Source organism: Streptomyces sp. NPDC048192 (assembly GCF_043202415.1).
Classification (GTDB): domain Bacteria; phylum Actinomycetota; class Actinomycetes; order Streptomycetales; family Streptomycetaceae; genus Streptomyces.
In genome coordinates, this window is sequence record NZ_JBIDAL010000005.1 from 156171 (window position 1) to 173461 (window position 17291).

Annotated in this window: 15 protein-coding genes; 6 read left to right on the top strand and 9 right to left on the bottom strand. The window is 72.7% G+C overall.

Annotated features, from left to right (window positions below):
- Positions 1–40: 40 nt before the first annotated feature.
- Both ACGFZN_RS11500 and ACGFZN_RS11505 read right to left on the bottom strand, forming a co-directional pair.
- A complete protein-coding gene (locus ACGFZN_RS11500; protein WP_393858239.1) occupies positions 41–1801 on the bottom strand; it encodes a PQQ-binding-like beta-propeller repeat protein in 1761 nt (586 codons plus the stop codon).
- A 278-nt stretch (positions 1802–2079) separates the two neighbouring features.
- On the bottom strand, positions 2080–3888 hold the full coding sequence (locus tag ACGFZN_RS11505; protein ID WP_393858240.1) for an ABC-F family ATP-binding cassette domain-containing protein: 1809 nt from the start codon (positions 3886–3888) through the stop codon (positions 2080–2082).
- Positions 3889–4070: 182 nt separating this feature from the next.
- Here ACGFZN_RS11505 and ACGFZN_RS11510 point away from each other — a divergent pair, with 182 nt between their 5' ends.
- A complete protein-coding gene (locus ACGFZN_RS11510; protein ID WP_393858241.1) occupies positions 4071–4688 on the top strand; it encodes a Uma2 family endonuclease in 618 nt (205 codons plus the stop codon).
- Positions 4689–4694: 6 nt separating this feature from the next.
- On the opposite strand, the gene ACGFZN_RS11515 is transcribed toward ACGFZN_RS11510, so the two are convergent.
- The 6 genes from ACGFZN_RS11515 to rsmI all read right to left on the bottom strand — a co-directional run bounded on the left by ACGFZN_RS11515 (position 4695) and on the right by rsmI (position 10682).
- Entirely contained in the window at positions 4695–5588 is an 894-nt protein-coding gene (locus ACGFZN_RS11515) for a 4-(cytidine 5'-diphospho)-2-C-methyl-D-erythritol kinase (RefSeq protein ID WP_393858242.1), read from the bottom strand.
- Positions 5585–6454: a 16S rRNA (adenine(1518)-N(6)/adenine(1519)-N(6))-dimethyltransferase RsmA gene (rsmA, locus tag ACGFZN_RS11520; RefSeq protein WP_393858243.1), complete on the bottom strand. Its 870-nt coding sequence runs from the start codon at positions 6452–6454 to the stop codon at positions 5585–5587. Before rsmA ends, ACGFZN_RS11515 begins: the two co-directional genes overlap by 4 nt.
- Before the next feature lie 99 nt (positions 6455–6553).
- Positions 6554–7993, bottom strand: a complete 1440-nt coding sequence (locus ACGFZN_RS11525; RefSeq protein ID WP_393858244.1) for a ubiquitin-like domain-containing protein — start codon at positions 7991–7993, stop codon at positions 6554–6556.
- Positions 7994–8152: 159 nt separating this feature from the next.
- The gene (locus tag ACGFZN_RS11530) at positions 8153–9049 is read right to left on the bottom strand and encodes a TatD family hydrolase (protein WP_393858245.1); all 897 of its coding nucleotides are present in this window, start codon (positions 9047–9049) and stop codon (positions 8153–8155) included.
- Between the two features lie 47 nt (positions 9050–9096).
- Positions 9097–9498, bottom strand: coding sequence for a hypothetical protein (locus tag ACGFZN_RS11535; RefSeq protein WP_393858246.1), 402 nt, complete (start codon positions 9496–9498; stop codon positions 9097–9099).
- 335 nt (positions 9499–9833) lie between these two features.
- Positions 9834–10682: a 16S rRNA (cytidine(1402)-2'-O)-methyltransferase gene (gene rsmI, locus ACGFZN_RS11540; protein ID WP_393858247.1), complete on the bottom strand. Its 849-nt coding sequence runs from the start codon at positions 10680–10682 to the stop codon at positions 9834–9836.
- 139 nt (positions 10683–10821) lie between these two features.
- Between rsmI and ACGFZN_RS11545 the strand changes: the two genes are divergently transcribed.
- Both ACGFZN_RS11545 and ACGFZN_RS11550 read left to right on the top strand, forming a co-directional pair.
- Positions 10822–12570: a dolichyl-phosphate-mannose--protein mannosyltransferase gene (locus ACGFZN_RS11545; RefSeq protein ID WP_393858248.1), complete on the top strand. Its 1749-nt coding sequence runs from the start codon at positions 10822–10824 to the stop codon at positions 12568–12570.
- A 172-nt stretch (positions 12571–12742) separates the two neighbouring features.
- A complete protein-coding gene (locus tag ACGFZN_RS11550; protein ID WP_393858249.1) occupies positions 12743–14410 on the top strand; it encodes a penicillin-binding transpeptidase domain-containing protein in 1668 nt (555 codons plus the stop codon).
- Here the strand turns inward: ACGFZN_RS11550 and ACGFZN_RS11555 are convergent, their stop codons facing one another.
- Complete coding sequence (locus ACGFZN_RS11555; protein ID WP_393858250.1) at positions 14411–14749, bottom strand: SsgA family sporulation/cell division regulator; 339 nt, start codon at positions 14747–14749, stop codon at positions 14411–14413.
- 222 nt (positions 14750–14971) lie between these two features.
- On the opposite strand from ACGFZN_RS11555, the gene ACGFZN_RS11560 reads away from it, so the two are divergent.
- From ACGFZN_RS11560 to ACGFZN_RS11570, 3 genes are all read left to right on the top strand, one after another.
- Complete coding sequence (locus ACGFZN_RS11560) at positions 14972–15436, top strand: MarR family winged helix-turn-helix transcriptional regulator (RefSeq protein ID WP_393858251.1); 465 nt, start codon at positions 14972–14974, stop codon at positions 15434–15436.
- A 134-nt stretch (positions 15437–15570) separates the two neighbouring features.
- Entirely contained in the window at positions 15571–16032 is a 462-nt protein-coding gene (locus ACGFZN_RS11565; RefSeq protein WP_393858252.1) for an organic hydroperoxide resistance protein, read from the top strand.
- A gap of 75 nt (positions 16033–16107) precedes the next feature.
- Positions 16108–17268 carry a serine hydrolase domain-containing protein gene (locus ACGFZN_RS11570; protein WP_393858569.1) on the top strand — a complete coding sequence of 387 codons (1161 nt, stop codon included), beginning with the start codon at positions 16108–16110 and terminating at the stop codon, positions 17266–17268.
- Positions 17269–17291: the final 23 nt, after the last annotated feature.

Consider the following 17291-nt stretch of genomic DNA (forward strand, 5'->3'; position numbering starts at 1 on the left):
CGGGGACTCGGGACGGACGTGAAGGGCGCCGGACGGCGGCTCAGTTGCCGAAGGCCATGATCAGCTTTTCCTTCGCCTGGTCGCTGCCGGACAGCCGGCCGGAGGAGATGAAGAACCGCCCGCCGGCCCAGTCCACGACGCTGTCGTAGAAGGTGTCCTCGATCTCGGCGGTGCCCTGCGGGTTCTGCAGCAGCTTGGTGACAGGGTGGGAGGAGCCGCCGGCCGGGATCGACACGACCTGGCCGCCCGCGTCGTACGACGGCTGCACATAGGCGACGAGCCTGCCGCCCTCGACCTTCACCGGGTACATCGGCTCGTCCACCGGGGACTTCACCCGCCACTTCGCCTTGCCGTCGGCCAGGGAGACGGCGACGATCTCGTTGGCGCTCGCGGTGGCGTTCGTCGGCAGGTACAGCGTGTCGGCGTCCGCGGCCACGCCCTGGCAGCCCTGCAGATCGCGTTCGAGGATCGCCCAGCCGCAGCGCGGGCCGAACTTCTCGTCGACCTTCACCTCGGAGCGGAACGTGCCGTTCTTGGTGAAGGTCGAGATGTTCCAGGCCTTCTTGTCCTGGTTGGTCAGATAGACCACCAGCGGGTCCACGGAGAAGGTCCGGGTGACCTGCCAGCCCTTCTTCACCGGCTGGGACCAGCGCACCTTGCCGGTGGCCGGGTCCAGTTCCTGGATCTCGTCGTGCGCGTTGCCGCCGCCGGCGCCGCAGGAGGACACCTGGATCAGCCGGCCGCTGTCGCCCGCGTAGGCGGCGGGGAAGCAGGAGGCACCGTACTTCTCCTTGTCGTACAGCTTCTTGCCGCTGTCGATGTCGTACGCCGTGCCCGACTCCGAACGGCCCACCATCAAGGTCCTGCCGCTCACGGTCAGTTCGACGTTGAGCGCGCTGTCGAAGAGTCCGCCGTCGGCGACCTTGGCGCTCCAGCCCTTCTCGCCGGTGCCCAGGTCGATCTGCTGGAGCTGGTTGCACTTGGCGTTGTCGTCCGCGCCGCTCATGTACGCGACGACGACCTTGTCGTCCGCCGACTTCTCCGGGGTGACCGCGCAGATCTTCTGCGGGAAGGACAGTGGGCTCCAGGCGGGCGTGCCGTCTCCGACGCCGTAGGCGAAGACCTGCTTGTACGCCGCCTTCACCACCGCTTTGCCGGTGACCCACATGCCGGGCGCGTCGGCGCCGCCGCCGGGGGCGTCCGGGGCCGACTTGTACCAGAGCACCTTGGCCTCGCCGGCCTTGCGGCCCGCGTTGAGGTCCTCCGGGTCGTCACCGCCGCCGCTCGACGGGCTCGGCGAAGCGGAGGAGGAGTGCTCGGAGTCGTCGCTCTGCTGCGCGACCGGCTTCTTCTTGCCGCCGTCGCCACCGCCGCTCACCACCGCGGCCACCGTGCCGCCGATGACGAGCAGCGCGACCACCGCGGCGCCGACGATCAGCGCGGTCTTCTTCTTCCCGCCGGGCGCGGGGGCGGGCGCGCCGGGGTACGGCGGCTGCTGTGGGTGGCCGTACCCGGGCTGGGGCGCCGCCCCGTAGGGTCCCGGCTGCTGCGGATACCCGTAGGACGCGGGGGCGCCGTACGGGCCCGGCTGCTGAGGGTGGCCGTACCCGGGCTGCGGCGGGCCGGCCGGCGGCGGGGGCGCGGCGGGTGCCCCGGGGGCGGACTGGGGCCGTGTCTGCGGGGGGCCGAAGCCGCCCTGGGCCGGAGGCGTCCGGGGCTCCCCGAATCCGCCACCCTGCGGTGGCTGGTCCTGCGGCGCTCCGAATCCGCCCTGCGGCGGCTGACCGGGCGGCTGGGTCATCAGCGCTTCCCCCTCGTTCACTGATTCTTAGCCACGCCCTGAGGTTCTCGACGGACCCTGGGTCGTTACTCAGACGGTTCTCAGACGGCTCTTTCTATCACCCGGTACCGACAGCGCAGGGGCTCGGTTCCGCCGCTGTTCCCAAGGGACGACCGCCCTGTGATGCCGCCGTTACGCGCCTTCACGCCCCCTTCACGCGGCGCACGCAACAGCGGCGCGCGCGGCTTGATTCGAGCCGCGCGCGCCGGGTGCCGTCGAGTCCGTCCGCCGGTGCGCTGCTACGCGTCCTCCGCCAACTCCAGCCACCGCATCTCCAGTTCCTCGCGCTCGCCCACGAGGTCGCGCAGCTGGGCGTCCAGGTCGGCGACCTTCGCGAAGTCGGTGGCGTTCTCGGCGATCTGGGCGTGCAGCCTGGACTCCTTCTCGGAGATCTTGTCCAACTGGCGCTCGATCCGCTGGAGTTCCTTCTTCGCGGCGCGCTGGTCGGCGGCGGTCTTCTCCGTACCGGCCGGCTTGGGCGCCGCGGCGGCGGTCTGCGCCGCGACCGCCTCCTCCATGCGCCGGCGCCGCTCCAGGTACTCGTCGATGCCGCGCGGCAGCATCCGCAGGGTGCCGTCGCCGAGGAGGGCGAAGACGCGGTCCGTGGTGCGCTCGACGAAGAACCGGTCGTGGGAGATGACGATCATCGAGCCGGGCCAGCCGTCGAGGACGTCCTCGAGCTGGGTGAGGGTCTCGATGTCGAGGTCGTTGGTGGGCTCGTCCAGGAAGAGGACGTTGGGCTCGTCCATCAGCAGGCGCAGCAGCTGCAGCCGCCGCCGCTCACCGCCCGACAGGTCGCCGACCGGCGTCCACTGCTTCTCCTTGTTGAAGCCGAACGTCTCGCACAGCTGCCCGGCGGTCATCTCGCGCCCCTTGCCGAGGTCGACGCGCTCGCGGACCCGCTGCACGGCCTCCAGCACCCGCCAGGTGGGGTCGAGTTCGGCGACCTCCTGGGAGAGGTAGGCGAGCTTGACCGTCCTGCCGACGGCGATACGGCCGCCGGCCGGCTGCTCCTCGCCGTCGGAGTACGCGGCGGCGGCCATGGCGCGCAGCAGCGAGGTCTTCCCGGCGCCGTTCACGCCGACGAGACCGATCCGGTCGCCGGGGCCGAGCTGCCAGGTGACGTGCTTGAGCAGCACCTTGGGTCCGGCCTGCACGGTGACGTCCTCGAGGTCGAAGACGGTCTTGCCGAGCCGGGAGGAGGCGAACTTCATCAGCTCGCTGCTGTCGCGGGGCGGCGGCACGTCCGCGATCAGCTCGTTGGCGGCCTCGACGCGGAAGCGCGGCTTGGAGGTGCGCGCGGGCGCCCCGCGCCGCAGCCAGGCCAGCTCCTTGCGGATCAGGTTCTGCCGCTTGGCCTCCTCGGTGGCGGCGATCCGCTCGCGCTCGGCGCGCGCGAAGACGTAGTCGGAGTAGCCGCCCTCGTACTCGTACACGTCACCGCGCTGCACGTCCCACATGCGCGTGCACACCTGGTCGAGGAACCAGCGGTCGTGGGTGACGCACACCAGCGCCGAGCGCCGGTTCCGCAGGTGCTCGGCGAGCCAGGCGATGCCCTCGACGTCGAGGTGGTTGGTGGGCTCGTCGAGGACGATCAGGTCCTGCTCCTCGATGAGCAGCTTGGCGAGCGCGATACGGCGCCGCTCGCCGCCGGAGAGCGGACCGATGACGGTGTCCAGGCCCTTGGGGAACCCGGGCAGGTCCAGCCCGCCGAACAGCCCGGTCAGCACGTCCCTGACCTTCGCGTTGCCGGCCCACTCGTGGTCGGCCATGTCGCCGATCACCTCGTGCCGGACGGTGGCGGCCGGGTCGAGGGAGTCGTGCTGCGTGAGCACGCCGAGCCGCAGCCCGCCGGAGTGCGTGACCCGTCCGGTGTCCGCCTCCTCCAGTTTGGCCAGCATCCGGATGAGTGTGGTCTTGCCGTCGCCGTTGCGTCCGACGACCCCGATGCGGTCCCCTTCGGACACGCCGAGCGAGACGCCGTCCAGCAGGGCACGGGTGCCGTACACCTTGCTGACGTTCTCGACATTGACCAGGTTGACGGCCATTTCACTCCTGTGCGCGGGGCTGTGTCGACGTGCGGCTCCGCCGCGGGGTCAGCCTTCTAGCGTAGGGCCTCGGGGGTGGGGGGCGGGGCGCGAGGGGGTGGTCACTCTTTGTGATGACGTGATCGGGAACAGGCGGCTACGGTGGGAAGGCAGGTCGCAGAATCCCGCCCATGGGAGGAACCATGACTGCCGAGCCGATCTCCGAGGCCGCCGCGCCCGACGTCGAGCCGACCTCGCGGTGGCCAGTGCCTCCGGCGGACGGCTGGAGCGTGGACGACTTGTTCACCCTGCCCGACCTCCCGCCGCACACCGAGTTGATCGACGGGAGCCTCGTCTTCGTGAGCCCGCAGCGTCGTTTCCATGCCAACGTCATCGACCTGCTGGTCAACGGACTGCGTCAGAACCTGCCGCCCGAGTTCAAGGTCAGCCGAGAGATGACCGTGGTGCTGGACAAACGCAACGGCCCCGAGCCTGACGTCAGCGTGATCTGGGCAGACGCGGTCACCGGGCCCAGCCAGACCAGCTTCGAGGCCAAGGACGTGTTCTTGGCCGTCGAGGTCGTATCCCCCGATTCCGAGTCCCGTGACCGCACCACCAAGCCGCACAAGTACGCCCGCGCCGGCATCGAGAACTTCTGGCGGGTCGAGGAGAACGGACAGACAGGCAGGCCTGTGATCCACGTCTACGAACTCGACCCGGTCACCCGGGCCTATGTGCACGCGGGCATGCACCGCAACCGCATCGAGGTCGCCAAGCCGTACCCGATCGACATCGACCTGACCGCCATCGACCAGTACTGAGCGCCCTCAGAGAACCGTCGCCCCCGGCACCGGCCCCGCCGCCGTCCGCACCGACCTGCACGTCCCCGACGCCCGCAGGGCCTCGGCGACCTTCTCCGCCGCCCCGGCGTCCCGCGCGAGGAACGCCGTCGTGGGCCCGGACCCGGAGACCAGCGCGGCGAGCGCCCCCGCCCCGCGTCCCGCCTCCAGCGTGTCCGCCAGCTCCGGGAACAGGGACAGTGCCGCGGGCTGGAGGTCATTGGAGACCGAGGCCGCCAGCGCCTCCGCGTCCCCCTTCGCCAGCGCGGCCAGCAGCTCCGGGGAGGCCACCGGCTCCGGGATCTCCCGGCCCTCGGCCAGCCGGTCGAACTCGCGGAACACCGCCGGGGTCGACAGGCCCCGCCCGGCCATCGCGAACACCCAGTGGAAGGTGCCGCCGACCTCCAGGGCGGTCAGCCGTTCCCCCCGGCCGGTGCCGAGCGCGGCCCCGCCGACCAGGCTGAACGGCACGTCGCTGCCCAGGTCGGCGCAGATCGCCAGCAGCTCGGCCCGCGAAGCCGCCGTACCCCACAGCCGGTCGCAGGCGAGCAGCGCGCCGGCGCCGTCCGCACTGCCGCCCGCCATGCCGCCGGCGACCGGGATGTCCTTGGCGATGTGGATGTGGACGTTCGGCTCGATACCCCGGCGCGCGGCGAGCGCGATGGCCGCGCGGGCGACGAGGTTGGTGCGGTCCAGCGGGACCTGATCGGCGTCCGGGCCCTCGCAGGTGATCCGGAGTTCCTCCGCGGGGGTCACCGTCACCTCGTCGTGGAGGCCGACGGCGAGGAAGACGTTGGCGAGGTCGTGGAACCCGTCGGGGCGGGCGGCGCCGACCGCGAGCTGGACGTTGACCTTGGCCGGTACCCGTACCGTGACGCTCACGCGCCCGCCTCCCTGTTCTCCGCGATCCGCGCGAACTCCTCCACCGTCAGCGACTCGCCGCGCGCCTGGGGCGAGACGCCGGCCGCGACCAGGGCGGCCTCGGCCGCGGCGGCGGATCCGGCCCAGCCGGCGAGCGCCGCCCGCAGGGTCTTGCGGCGCTGCGCGAACGCCGCGTCGACCACCGCGAAGACCTCCTGTCTGGAGGCCGTGGTCTTCACCGGCTCCGCGCGCCGCACCAGCGACACCAGCCCGCTGTCGACGTTCGGCGCGGGCCAGAAGACGTTGCGGCCGATGGCCCCGGCCCGCTTCACCTCTGCGTACCAGTTGGCCTTCACCGACGGCACGCCGTACACCTTCGAGCCGGGCGGGGCCGAGAGCCGGTCGGCGACCTCGGACTGCACCATGACGAGCGTCCGCTCGATGCTCGGGAAGGTGTCGAGCATGTGCAGCAGCACGGGCACGGCGACGTTGTAGGGAAGGTTCGCCACCAGGGCGGTCGGCGGGGGGCCGGGCAGTTCGGTGACGTGCATCGCGTCGGAGTGGACCAGCGCGAACCGGTCGGCGCGCGCCGGCATGCGCGCCCCGATGGTCGCGGGCAGGGCCGCGGCGAGCACGTCGTCGATCTCGACGGCGGTGACCCGGTCGGCGACCTCCAGCAGGGCGAGCGTGAGGGAGCCGAGCCCCGGGCCGACCTCGACGACCACGTCCTCGGGGCGGACCTCGGCGGTGCGCACGATACGGCGGACCGTGTTGGCGTCGATCACGAAGTTCTGGCCGCGCTGCTTGGTGGGACGGACGCCGAGCGCTGCCGCGAGTTCACGGATGTCGGCCGGTCCGAGAAGGGCGTCGGGGGTGGGGCTGCTCACGGGGACAAGAGTACGGGGGCCCGGCCGGCCGGGTCGCCGGCACCGGGCGCACCCGGCCACGGACGGCGAGCCCCTGCGGCCTCTCGTCCACGCAACCGCTCACCCGTGCAGCCGGACCCCGCAGTGCGGCCAGGGCGTCGTCCCCCGGCGCTTGTACAGCTTCTTCGCGCGGAAGGTCTGTTCCGCCGCCGGCGCGTCCTGGGGGCGGCCGCTGCCGCCGAGGCTGCGCCAGGTGCGGGTGTCGAACTGGTAGAGCCCGCCGTACGTCCCGGAGGAGTCGACCGCGTGCGGCCGGCCGCCGGACTCGCAGGCGGCCAGACCGTGCCAGTTCAGGCCGTCCGCGCTGCTCACGGTCCTCGGCAGTGCCTTGGTGCCCACCTTCACGATCTGCTTGCGCGGCCCGCGGACCACTTCGGAGGTCACCCGGCGCGGCTTGTCCCGGACGCCGTTGACGGTCCGCAGCAGGTAGGTGTCGCGCCGCAGCCCGGGCCGTCCGGACTGCACGACGACCTCGGCGCCCCGGAACAGGGTGGGGTCCTTGACGCGCTCGACCTTGAACGGGATCGCCTCCTCGCGGACCTCCCGGGTGCCGCTGATCCGCAGCACGGTCACCGTCTGCCCGTCGCGCGGGAAGCTGTCGGGCGGTACGGAGGTGGTGTCCTGGCCGTGCAGGGTGATGCCGGCCTCCTCGACGGCCTCGCGGACGGTGGCGGCGTTGGTGCGGATGGTGCGGCTGCGGCCGTCGGCCATGACCGTGACGGTCCGCTCGGTGCGCACGGCGAGGTCGAGCCCGGTGCGTCCGATGGGCCGGCTGCCGGAGGCGGACAGGTAGGCGCCCTCCGCGCGCACCCCCAGCTCGTTCAGCGCCCCTTCCACGGTGTGCGCCGTCGTCCACACCTCGCGCCGCCGGCCGTCGAGGGTGAGCCGGACGGGGCGTCCGTGGCGCACGGCGACCTCGTCGCCGCCGGCGAGGGCCGTGCCGGGGGCGGGCGCCACCATGTCGTGCGCCCCGACGCGTACGCCTTCCTCGGCGAGCAGCCCGCGCACGTCGTCGGCGAAGGTGTGCAGGGTGCGCTGGTGGCCGTCGACGGTCAGCTCGACCGCCTTGTCCTGGGCGACGAACGCGGTGGTGCCGCCGGCGAGGAAGGCCACGACCAGCGCCTGCGGCAGCAGACGGCGCACGGCGGACTCCGGGCGTTCCATGCCGCGCGCCCTGCGCCGGCGTGCGCCTCGCCCGCTCGCCTCGGCGGCCGGCTCGCCGTCGTGCGTCTCCGCCTCGTCCGGGGCGGCCGCAGCGCGGGTCACGCCCACCCCGCGCCGGGGCGGCGCCGGCTCCTGGACGAGGTAGGCCTGCGCCTCGTACGCGGGCCGGTAGGTGTCCCGGTACAGCCCGGACGGCAGGGTCTCCGCGGTGTGCAGGGACATGCCGGGGCCGTACGGCTCGTGGGGTCCGGGCGGCTGGTGGGAGGACGCACCGGGCTGCTCGCGCCGCTCCTGCGGCCCATCGGTCCCGAACGTCTCGTAATGCGACTTGCTCACGCCGACACGCTCCAGAGGTGCCAGAGGGGTCCGGAGGGGTCCGGATCGGGCCCACAGAACCTAGCGGAGCGTTCGTCACTCTCCAAAGCGACTCGACCACGCACAGTTGCACGTCGAACCGTTCGGCCTATTTACCTACTAGCGCACGAGCGGTGGGGTTCAGTACCCGAAGGCGCGGGCCGTGTTGGCGGCCAGGGCCGTGGCCAGCGCGTCCTCGTCGATGCCGCGCACAGCGGCCATCGCCCGGACCGTGACGGGGACGAGGTAGGGCGCGTTGGGCCGGCCGCGGTACGGCGCCGGGGTGAGGAACGGCGCGTCGGTCTCCACCAGGACCAGCTCCAGCGGGGCGACGGCGAGGGCGTCCCGCAGGTTCTGGGCGTTCTTGAAGGTGACGTTCCCCGCGAAGGACATGTAGTAGCCCTCGCGGGCGCAGATCCGCGCCATCTCGGCGTCGCCCGAGTAGCAGTGGAAGACGGTGCGCCCGGGGGCGCCCTCCTCCTTCAGCACGCGCAGGACGTCCGCGTGCGCCTCCCGGTCGTGGATGACGAGCGCCTTGCCGTGCCGCTTGGCGATCTCGATGTGCGCGCGGAACGACCGCTCCTGGGCCGCCTTGCCCTCCGGGCCCGTGCGGAAGTAGTCGAGGCCGGTCTCCCCGACGCCCTTGACCTGGGGCAGCGCGGCCAGCCGGTCGATCTCGGCGAGGGCCTCGTCCAGCGCGGCGTCGCCGCCGGGCTCGCGGGCGCCCTGCCGGGACCATCCGTCGGGGTCGCCGTGCACGATGCGCGGGGCCTCGTTCGGGTGCAGGGCGACGGCGGCGTGGACGCCGTCGTGGGCGGCGGCGGTCTCGGCGGCCCACTGCGAGCCCTTGATGTCGCAGCCGACCTGGACGACGGTCGTCACCCCCACCGACGCGGCCTTCGCGAGGCCCTCCTCGACCGTGCCGGACTGCATGTCGAGATGGGTGTGCGAGTCGGCGACCGGGATCCGCAGCGGCGCCGGGAGCGGCGGTGCGGCGTTCTTGTCGCCCTTGGCGTTCTGGCCGGCGTTCGAAGGCATGCCCCGATCCTACGGAAGGGGCATGCCCGCACCGGCCGGCGATCCGCTCAGCCGGCCTTGCGGTGGAAGGGGTGGAAGAGGTCCGACAGGTGCCAGTGGTGCGGCTCCTCGGGCCGGGCGGGCACCTGCGGCGTCTCGACCGGGCCCGCCTGCGGCACGATGTGGTGCGGGTCGGCGGCGCCGCGCACCGAGGAGACCTGCCCCGCCCGCATGATCCGTACGACATGACCGTCGCAGTTGTGGCAGCGCGGCCGACTCAGCGGCGACGGCACGACCCGGCCGTCGGCCACGTACAGCACGAACTCCTGCCCGTCGCCGTCCTTGTGGTGCTCTATCTCGTACGACTGCTCCCAGCCGTGCCCGCATCGCATGCAGGCGAAGGCGTACGACTCGTGCACGACGGCGGTGGGCGTGCCACGGAGGCCGGTCTGCCCTGCGATCTCGCTCATGCCAGCTCCTCTTGTCCGCTGGACAAACGCCCCGGAACGGGGCGTCTCTTCAACCAGTGGACGCCTTCGCCGACGCGAACGCAGCAGGGCTGTCGAGTGTTGGAGGCGATTTGGGCCTTCCTTGCAGAAAGGGCCTCGTTCGGCGGCGTTTCGCTTTGCCATCGGCGACAGCCCTTTGCCGTCCCATGGCCCGCCCGCTCACCCGAGAACAGCCCTGCTCAGAGCGGGTGTGCGCAGCGTCACGCACGGCGCGCGGAAGCCGTGCGCGGCGGGCGCCCGGACACCCGCGGCCGCCGCCGGCGCACGCCCCGGGCCGTCAGCGGACCGAACCGCTGTCACTCACCCGAACGCTTCGCAGCAACCACCGCGTCGAAGACGACCCTCTTGGGCACCCCCGCCTCGACCGCCACCGCGGCGATCGCCTCCTTGCGCCGCTCACCCGCCTCCTCGCGCGCGCGCACCCGCCGCACCAGCTCCTCCGCGTCCAGCTCCTCGGGGCCGCTCTCCGGCGCCCCCTCGACCACCACGGTGATCTCCCCGCGGACCCCCTCGGCGGCCCACCGCGCCAGCTCGGCCAGCGGACCGCGCCGCACCTCCTCGTACGTCTTGGTCAGCTCGCGGCACACGGCGGCCCGCCGGGCGGCGCCGAAGACCTCGGCCATCGCGGCGAGGGTGTCGTCGAGCCGGTGCGGGGCCTCGAAGTAGACGAGGGTGCGCCGCTCGGCCGCGACCTCCCGCAGCCGGGACAGCCGCTCACCGGCCTTGCGCGGCAGGAAGCCCTCGAAGCAGAACCGGTCGACGGGCAGCCCCGACAGGGCGAGCGCGGTGAGCACGGCGGACGGCCCCGGTACGGCGGTGACCCGGATGTCCTGCTCCACCGCCGCCGCGACCAGCCGGTAGCCGGGGTCGGACACGGACGGCATCCCGGCGTCGGTCACGAGCAGCACGCGCGCGCCGCCGAGCAGTTCCTGGACCAGCTCGGGGGTGCGGGCGGACTCGTTGCCCTCGAAGTACGACACCACGCGGCCCTTGGGGGTGACGCCGAGGGCCTGGGTGAGCCGGCGCAGCCGCCGGGTGTCCTCGGCGGCGACCACGTCGGCGCCGGCCAGCTCCTCGGCCAGCCGGGGCGGCGCGTCCGCGATGTCGCCGATGGGGGTACCTGCCAGGACAAGGGTTCCAGTCACACCCCCATCCTCCCAGGAGCCGCCGACAGCCCGGCCCGCACCGGCGTTCCGGCCCGCGGCGGCCCGGAAACCGACCCGATTCCGACCACTGCCCCACATGCACGGGACTCGCACAGAACGGTTCCCTACCATGGCGCGGGTGACCAGTACCGCGTCCTCCACGGACCTCCGGCAGGGCCAGGCGCCGCACGACCAGCGGCCGCCGTGGCAGCAGCGGCTGCGCCGATTCGGGTACGTACCGGCCGAGGACGCGCCCTCGGGCGACGTGCGCGACCGGCTGGTACCGCCGTACACGGAGCCCGGCCCCCGGCTGTGGCAGGTGCTCGGCGTGCCGCCGGTCCTGGCCGGGCGGATCACGCGCTGGTCGGGCTGGGGCGGTCCGCTGCTGGTGACGCTGATGGCGGGCCTGATGCGGTTCTGGAACCTGGGCAGCCCGCGCGCGGTGATATTCGACGAGACGTACTACGCCAAGGACGCGTGGGCACTCGTCCACCGCGGCTTCGAGGTCAACTGGGACAAGAACGCCAACGACCTGGTGCTGCAGACGCACGGCCACCTCCCGATCCCCGCGGACGCGGCGTACGTGGTGCACCCGCCCGTCGGCAAGTACGTCATCGGGCTCGGCGAGCTGATGTTCGGGTTCGACCCGTTCGGCTGGCGGTTCATGACGGCGCTGCTGGGCACGCTGAGCGTGCTGCTGCTGTGCCGGATCGGGCGCCGGATGTTCCGTTCCACGTTCCTCGGCTGCCTGGCGGGCGCGCTGATGGCGGTGGACGGCCTGCACTTCGTGATGAGCCGCACCTCGCTGCTCGACGGCGTGCTGATGTTCTTCGTGCTGGCCGCGTTCGGCTGCCTGGTCATCGACCGGGACCGGTCGCGGGAGCGGCTGGCCGCCGCGCTGCCGGCCGGCCGCGACGGCCGGGTCCGCCCGGACCCGCGCGTGGCCGACACGTTCCGTTTCGGCCTGCGGCCCTGGCGCTGGGCGGCGGGGCTGCTGCTGGGCCTGGCCATCGGCACCAAGTGGAACGGCCTGTACATCCTGATCGCGTTCTGCGTGATGGCGGTGCTGTGGGACGTGGGGGCCCGCCGGACGGCCGGCGCCCTGCACCCGTACGCGGCGGCCCTGAAGTACGACACGGGCCTCGCCTTCGCGGCCACGGTCCCGGTGGCGATCGCCGTCTATCTGATGTCGTGGCTCGGCTGGATCCTCTCCCCCGCCGACGGCACCGGCGGCTACTTCCGCAACTGGGCGGCCACCGACGGCAAGGGCGGCAGCTGGACGTTCCTGCCGGACTGGCTGCGCAGCCTGTGGCACTACGAGCACGAGGTGTACGAGTTCCACGTCGGCCTGACGTCCCCGCACACCTACCAGTCCAACCCGTGGAGCTGGATCGTGCTGGGCCGCCCGGTGTCGTACTTCTACGAGTCCCCGAACCCCGGCGCCGACGGCTGCCCGGCGAACGCGGGCCAGAAGTGCGCCCGCGAGGTGCTGGCGATCGGCACGCCGCTGCTGTGGTGGGCCGCCTGCTTCGCGATCCTGTACGTGCTGTGGCGGTGGGCGTTCCGCCGCGACTGGCGCGCCGGCGCCATCGCCTGCGGCATCGCGGCGGGCTATCTGCCCTGGTTCCTGTACCAGGAGCGGACGATCTTCCTGTTCTACGCGGTCGTCTTCGTGCCGTTCCTGTGCCTGGCGGTGGCGATGATGATCGGCGCGATCGTCGGCCCACCGGGCTCCTCCGACACCCGCCGCGTGATCGGCGCGACGGCGTCGGGCGTCCTGGTGCTGCTCATCGCCTGGAACTTCATCTATTTCTGGCCGCTTTACACGGGCACCGCGATCCCGATCGACTCCTGGCGGTCGCGGATGTGGCTGGACACCTGGGTCTGATCCGGCGGTTGACGGCGGGCCGGCAGCGTGCACGCGCGCGTGGAATGTCGCAACCGTGCTACGGATCGGCCGCCGGCGTCACCCTTGGATGCAGGCACCTTAAGGTGAGTGCCGTCGTTGGGGAGTGTGAGGGCTGCGGGGACCCTGGGGAAGGCACGGAGGAACTGAGGCTGTGGGCAAGAGAAGGCGCGTCGCCGAGCGACGGAGGACGACCGGGCCCATGCTGGTCGGCGGGCTGATCGCCCTGGTCGTCGGCGCCGCCGGGTTCGCCGGCTACGCGCTGACCGGCCGTGGCGCCGCCGCCGACGAGCGGACCGGCGCCGCAGCCCACAAGGCCGTCAGGACCGGCCCGCTCACCGCCGCCGAGGTCCGCACGGCCTCCACCCGCTTCCTGACCGCGTGGCAGCAGGGCAGGCTCGCCGAGGCGGCCGCCGCCACCGACGACGCCTCCGCCGCCGCCCGGATGCTCGACGGGGTCGCGAAGGACGCCCACTTGAAGGACGTCACGCTCACCCCGGGCGCGGCCAAGGGCGACACGGTGCCGTTCTCCGTGAAGGCGACCGTGTCGTACCAGAAGCTCGGCAAGCCGCTGGCGTACGGCAGTTCGCTGACCGTGGTGCGGCGGGCGAGCGACGGCAAGCCGCTGGTCGACTGGCACTCCTCGGTCGTCCACCCGGCCCTGAAGGACGGCGACACGCTCGTCACCGGCGAGTCGGGCACTCCGCCGATCAAGGCGCTGGACCGTGACGGCGGCGAGCTGACGGCCGCCAAGTACCCGTCGCTGGGCACGGTGCTGGACGGACTGCGGGACAAGTACGGCAAGACGGCGGGCGGCACGGCCGGCGTCGAGCTGCGCGTGGTGCGCGGCAAGGCGTCGCAGAAGGCCGGGCTGTCCGACAAGACGCTGGTGGAGCTGAGCAAGGGCACGCCGGGCACGGTGAGGACGACGCTGAGCCCCGCCGTCCAGGCGGCGGCCGAGCAGCAGGTGTCCCGGCAGAAGCGGGCGTCCGTGGTGGTCCTGCGGCCCTCGACCGGCGAGATCCTCGCGGTCGCCAACACCGACCACGGCTTCAACGTCGCCTTCCAGGGCTCGCTCGCGCCCGGCTCCACGATGAAGATCGTGACCTCGACCATGCTGTTCGAGAAGAAGCTCATCAGCCCGGACGCGTCGCACCCGTGCCCCAAGACGTACAAGCTGGCGGGCTGGACGTTCCACAACGACGACGACTCCGAGATCAAGAAGGGAACGTTCAAGCAGAGCTTCGGGGCCTCCTGCAACAACGCCTTCATCGACTTCGCGCCGAAGCTGTCGAACAGTGACCTGACGAAGGAGGCCCAGCAGGTCTACGGCCTCGGCATGGACAACTGGGCCATCGGCGTGCCGTCCTTCGACGGTTCCGTGCCGGTGCAGAGCGGCGCGCAGATGGGCGCCTCGCTGATCGGGCAGGGCGGGGTGCGCATGAACCCGCTGAACATGGCGTCGGTGGCGGCCACGGTGGAGTCGGGCTCCTTCCACCAGCCCTACCTGGTCTCCCCCGACGTCGACCACCGCACGCTGGCGAAGGCCGCGCGCACGATGTCGGCGAAGACGCAGGCCCAGCTGAAGGACGTCATGCGGTTCACCGCGGACTACGGCACGGCGGCCAAGGCGATGGCGGGCATGAGCGGGGACTACGGCGCCAAGACGGGCTCCGCCGAGGTCGACGGGCAGAAGAAGCCCAACGGCTGGTTCACCGCCTACAAGGGCGACCTCGCGGCCGCGGGCGTGGTGCAGGCGGGCGGCCACGGCGGCGACACGGCCGGTCCGATCGTGGCGGCCCTGCTCAAGATGGGCGGCTGATCAGCTGCTTACGGGTTCGGCGGTGTAGGTGCGGCGCAGGAACCGCAGCAGCGCCTTCGACTCGAACTGGACCACCTCGACACCGTTGTCGGTGTGGAACTCGACGACGGCCTGCACCCGGCCGCAGGGCCACACCCGTACCTTGCCGCTCTCGGCCGGCGCCCGCAGGCCGCGTTCCAGCAGCGCGCGGGAGAAGGTCCACTCGTGCGGGCCGGGCAGGCCGACCCGGACCGACCGTGGATCGGAGTCGGGGTCGTACCGCAGCACGACGGCCACGGCCCCGGGGTCCTCCTCGTCCGTGACGATGTGGGCGCGTGCGTACTGCTCGACCACAGACATCGGACCGCCCTTTCACCCTGAGTGACCTATGCGAAAGCTGTGAATTTGCTTCCGCTTTCTCCCTAATGTCCCATATTTTCCGATTCACGCCTCGCGGAGAGGTCAGGAGAAGCCGTACAGACGTTCACCTTCCCAGCCGTCGCCCGCGCCAAGCGGCCGCGCGCCCCGATGAGGCCGACGTCACCGTGCCGGCGGCGGGGGCGCGTCCGTGACAATGGGCGCGTGACGAACGAGGACCGCGCCGCCGAGGGGTCGCTGCTGCTGGACGACCAGCTGTGCTTCGCGCTGTACGCGGCGCAGCGCGCGGTCACCGCCGCCTACCGTCCGCTCCTGGAGGACCTCGGGCTCACCTACCCCCAGTACCTCGTGCTGCTGGTCCTCTGGGAGCGCGGCGAGACCAGCGTCAAGGATCTGGCCCGCGCCCTGCGGCTGGACTACGGCACCGTCTCCCCGCTGCTGAAGCGGCTGGAGGGCGCGGGGCTGGTGCACCGGGAGCGCGCGGCCGGCGACGAGCGCTCGGTGCTCGTCGCGTGCACGGGGCGCGGGGAGGAACTCAGGGAGCGCGCGGCGCGCATACCCGGCGCGCTCCTCAGCGCGACGGGCCTCGGCGCGGAGCAGGTCGCGATGCTGCGCGAGGCGCTGTGGGACCTGACCCGGCGGGCCGGCACGGCGGCCGACCGGCCCTGATCCGGCGCACACCGATCCGGCGTTACCCCGGGTTGCCGCCCCCTGGCATGGCTCACCGACCTACCGGCCGGTACCTTGTGCGCGATGCACTTGTGCGCAATCTGTTCGCCATCCGTTCCCGGGAGAGGCCGGCCATGACCGAGGGCACCGCCGTCGAGGAGACCCCCGTCGACACCCGTCCGACGAAGATCATGTACGTCGCCGAGGCCACCGCCCACGGCGGCCGCGACGGCCATGTCACCAGCCAGGACGGCCGGATCCAGCTGAAGGTCGCGATGCCCCCGGAGCTGGGCGGCGACGGCAACGGCACCAACCCGGAACAGCTCTTCGCCGCCGGCTACAGCTCCTGCTTCCACAACGCGCTGATCCTCGTCGGCAACCGCGCGGGCTACGACCTCACCGGGTCGACGGTCGCCGCCAAGGTCGGCATCGGCCCGAACAGGCACCAGGGTTACGGCCTCGCGGTCGCCCTCAGCGTCTCCCTGCCGGTGCTGGACCCCGAGGTCGCGGCCCGGCTGGTGGACGCCGCCCACGAGGTGTGCCCGTACTCCAATGCCACCCGCGGCAACATCGATGTAACGATTCTCCTCGGGTAGCGCCACCAAGGAATCCCAGGCCGCCAGTGGCTGTTGGACGCACTGTCGAAGGTGAGCCGAAGGGATGAAGCGGACGTGGACGTGAACGGCACAGTGGCCGAGGGCTTCGAGCCGGTCAGGGAGGCGTTCGCGGCGAACTTCGCGCAGCGTGGGGAACGCGGCGCGGCCGTCGCCGTCTACCGCGACGGGCACAAGGTCGCCGACCTGTGGGCCGGCTCCCGGGACGTGGACGGCACAGCCCCCTGGGAGCCCGGCACCGCGCAGATCGTGCGCTCAGCGACCAAGGGCGTCGCCGCCGCCGCGCTGCTGCTCCTGCACCAGCGCGGCGAGCTGGACCTCGACGCCCCGGTCGGCGCGTACTGGCCCGAGTACAAGGCGGCCGGCAAGGAGCACACCCTCGTACGGCACCTGCTCGCCCACCGCGCGGGCGTGCCCGTGCTGGACCGCCCGCTGACCCCCGCCGAGGCCGCCGACCCGGACCTGGGCGCCGCGGCCGTCGCCGCGCAGGCGCCGGTGTGGGAGCCGGGCACGGACCACGGCTACCACGCCCAGACCTACAGCTGGCTCACCGGCGAGCTGATCCGGCGGATCACCGGCCGCCCGGCCGGTGCGTGGATCGCGGACGAGATCGCCCGCCCCGTCGGCGCGGACCTGTGGCTCGGCCTGCCGGAGTCCGAGCACGCCCGCGTGGGCCGCGTCGGGCCCGTCGAGGCGCCCGAGGCCGCGGGCGCCCTGAAGACCCGCCCCAAGCGTGCGGTGGCCGAGGCGTACGCCGACCCCGGCTCGCTGACCCGGCGGGCCTTCGCGGCGATCACCCCGCTGCCCGACGAGAACGACCCCGCCTACCGCGCGGCCGTCCTGCCCGCGTCCAACGGCATCGCCACCGCCGACGGACTGGCCCGCTTCTACGCCTCGCTCATCGGCGAAGTGGACGGCGGCACGCGGCTGTTCACCCCGGAGACGGTCCGGCTCGCCCGCGCCGAGCAGTCCGCCGGCCCCGACCGGGTCCTGGTGGTCGGCACCCGGTTCGGCCTCGGCTACATGCTGCACGGCGCGGCGTCGCCGCTGCTCTCCCCCGGCTCCTTCGGCCACCCCGGCCGGGGCGGCGCCCTCGCGTTCGCCGACCCGGAGACGGGCATCGCGTTCGGTTACGTCACCAACGGCTTCCGCACGAGCGTGACGGCGGACCCGAGGGCGCAGGCGCTGGTCCGGGCGGTCCGCACGGCGCTCGCGTAGGCGGGCCGCCGCGCGCACGACGG

Excerpts from the sequence above, each read along its gene's own strand:
- ACGFZN_RS11500 (WP_393858239.1), bottom strand. The coding sequence starts at position 1,801 with ATGACCCAGCCGCCCGGTCAGCCGCCGCAGGGCGGATTCGGAGCGCCG.
- ACGFZN_RS11505 (WP_393858240.1), bottom strand. The coding sequence starts at position 3,888 with ATGGCCGTCAACCTGGTCAATGTCGAGAACGTCAGCAAGGTGTACGGC.
- ACGFZN_RS11510 (WP_393858241.1), top strand. The coding sequence starts at position 4,071 with ATGACTGCCGAGCCGATCTCCGAGGCCGCCGCGCCCGACGTCGAGCCG.
- ACGFZN_RS11530 (WP_393858245.1), bottom strand. The coding sequence starts at position 9,049 with ATGCCTTCGAACGCCGGCCAGAACGCCAAGGGCGACAAGAACGCCGCA.
- ACGFZN_RS11535 (WP_393858246.1), bottom strand. The coding sequence starts at position 9,498 with ATGAGCGAGATCGCAGGGCAGACCGGCCTCCGTGGCACGCCCACCGCC.
- ACGFZN_RS11555 (WP_393858250.1), bottom strand. The coding sequence starts at position 14,749 with ATGTCTGTGGTCGAGCAGTACGCACGCGCCCACATCGTCACGGACGAG.
- ACGFZN_RS11565 (WP_393858252.1), top strand. The coding sequence starts at position 15,571 with ATGACCGAGGGCACCGCCGTCGAGGAGACCCCCGTCGACACCCGTCCG.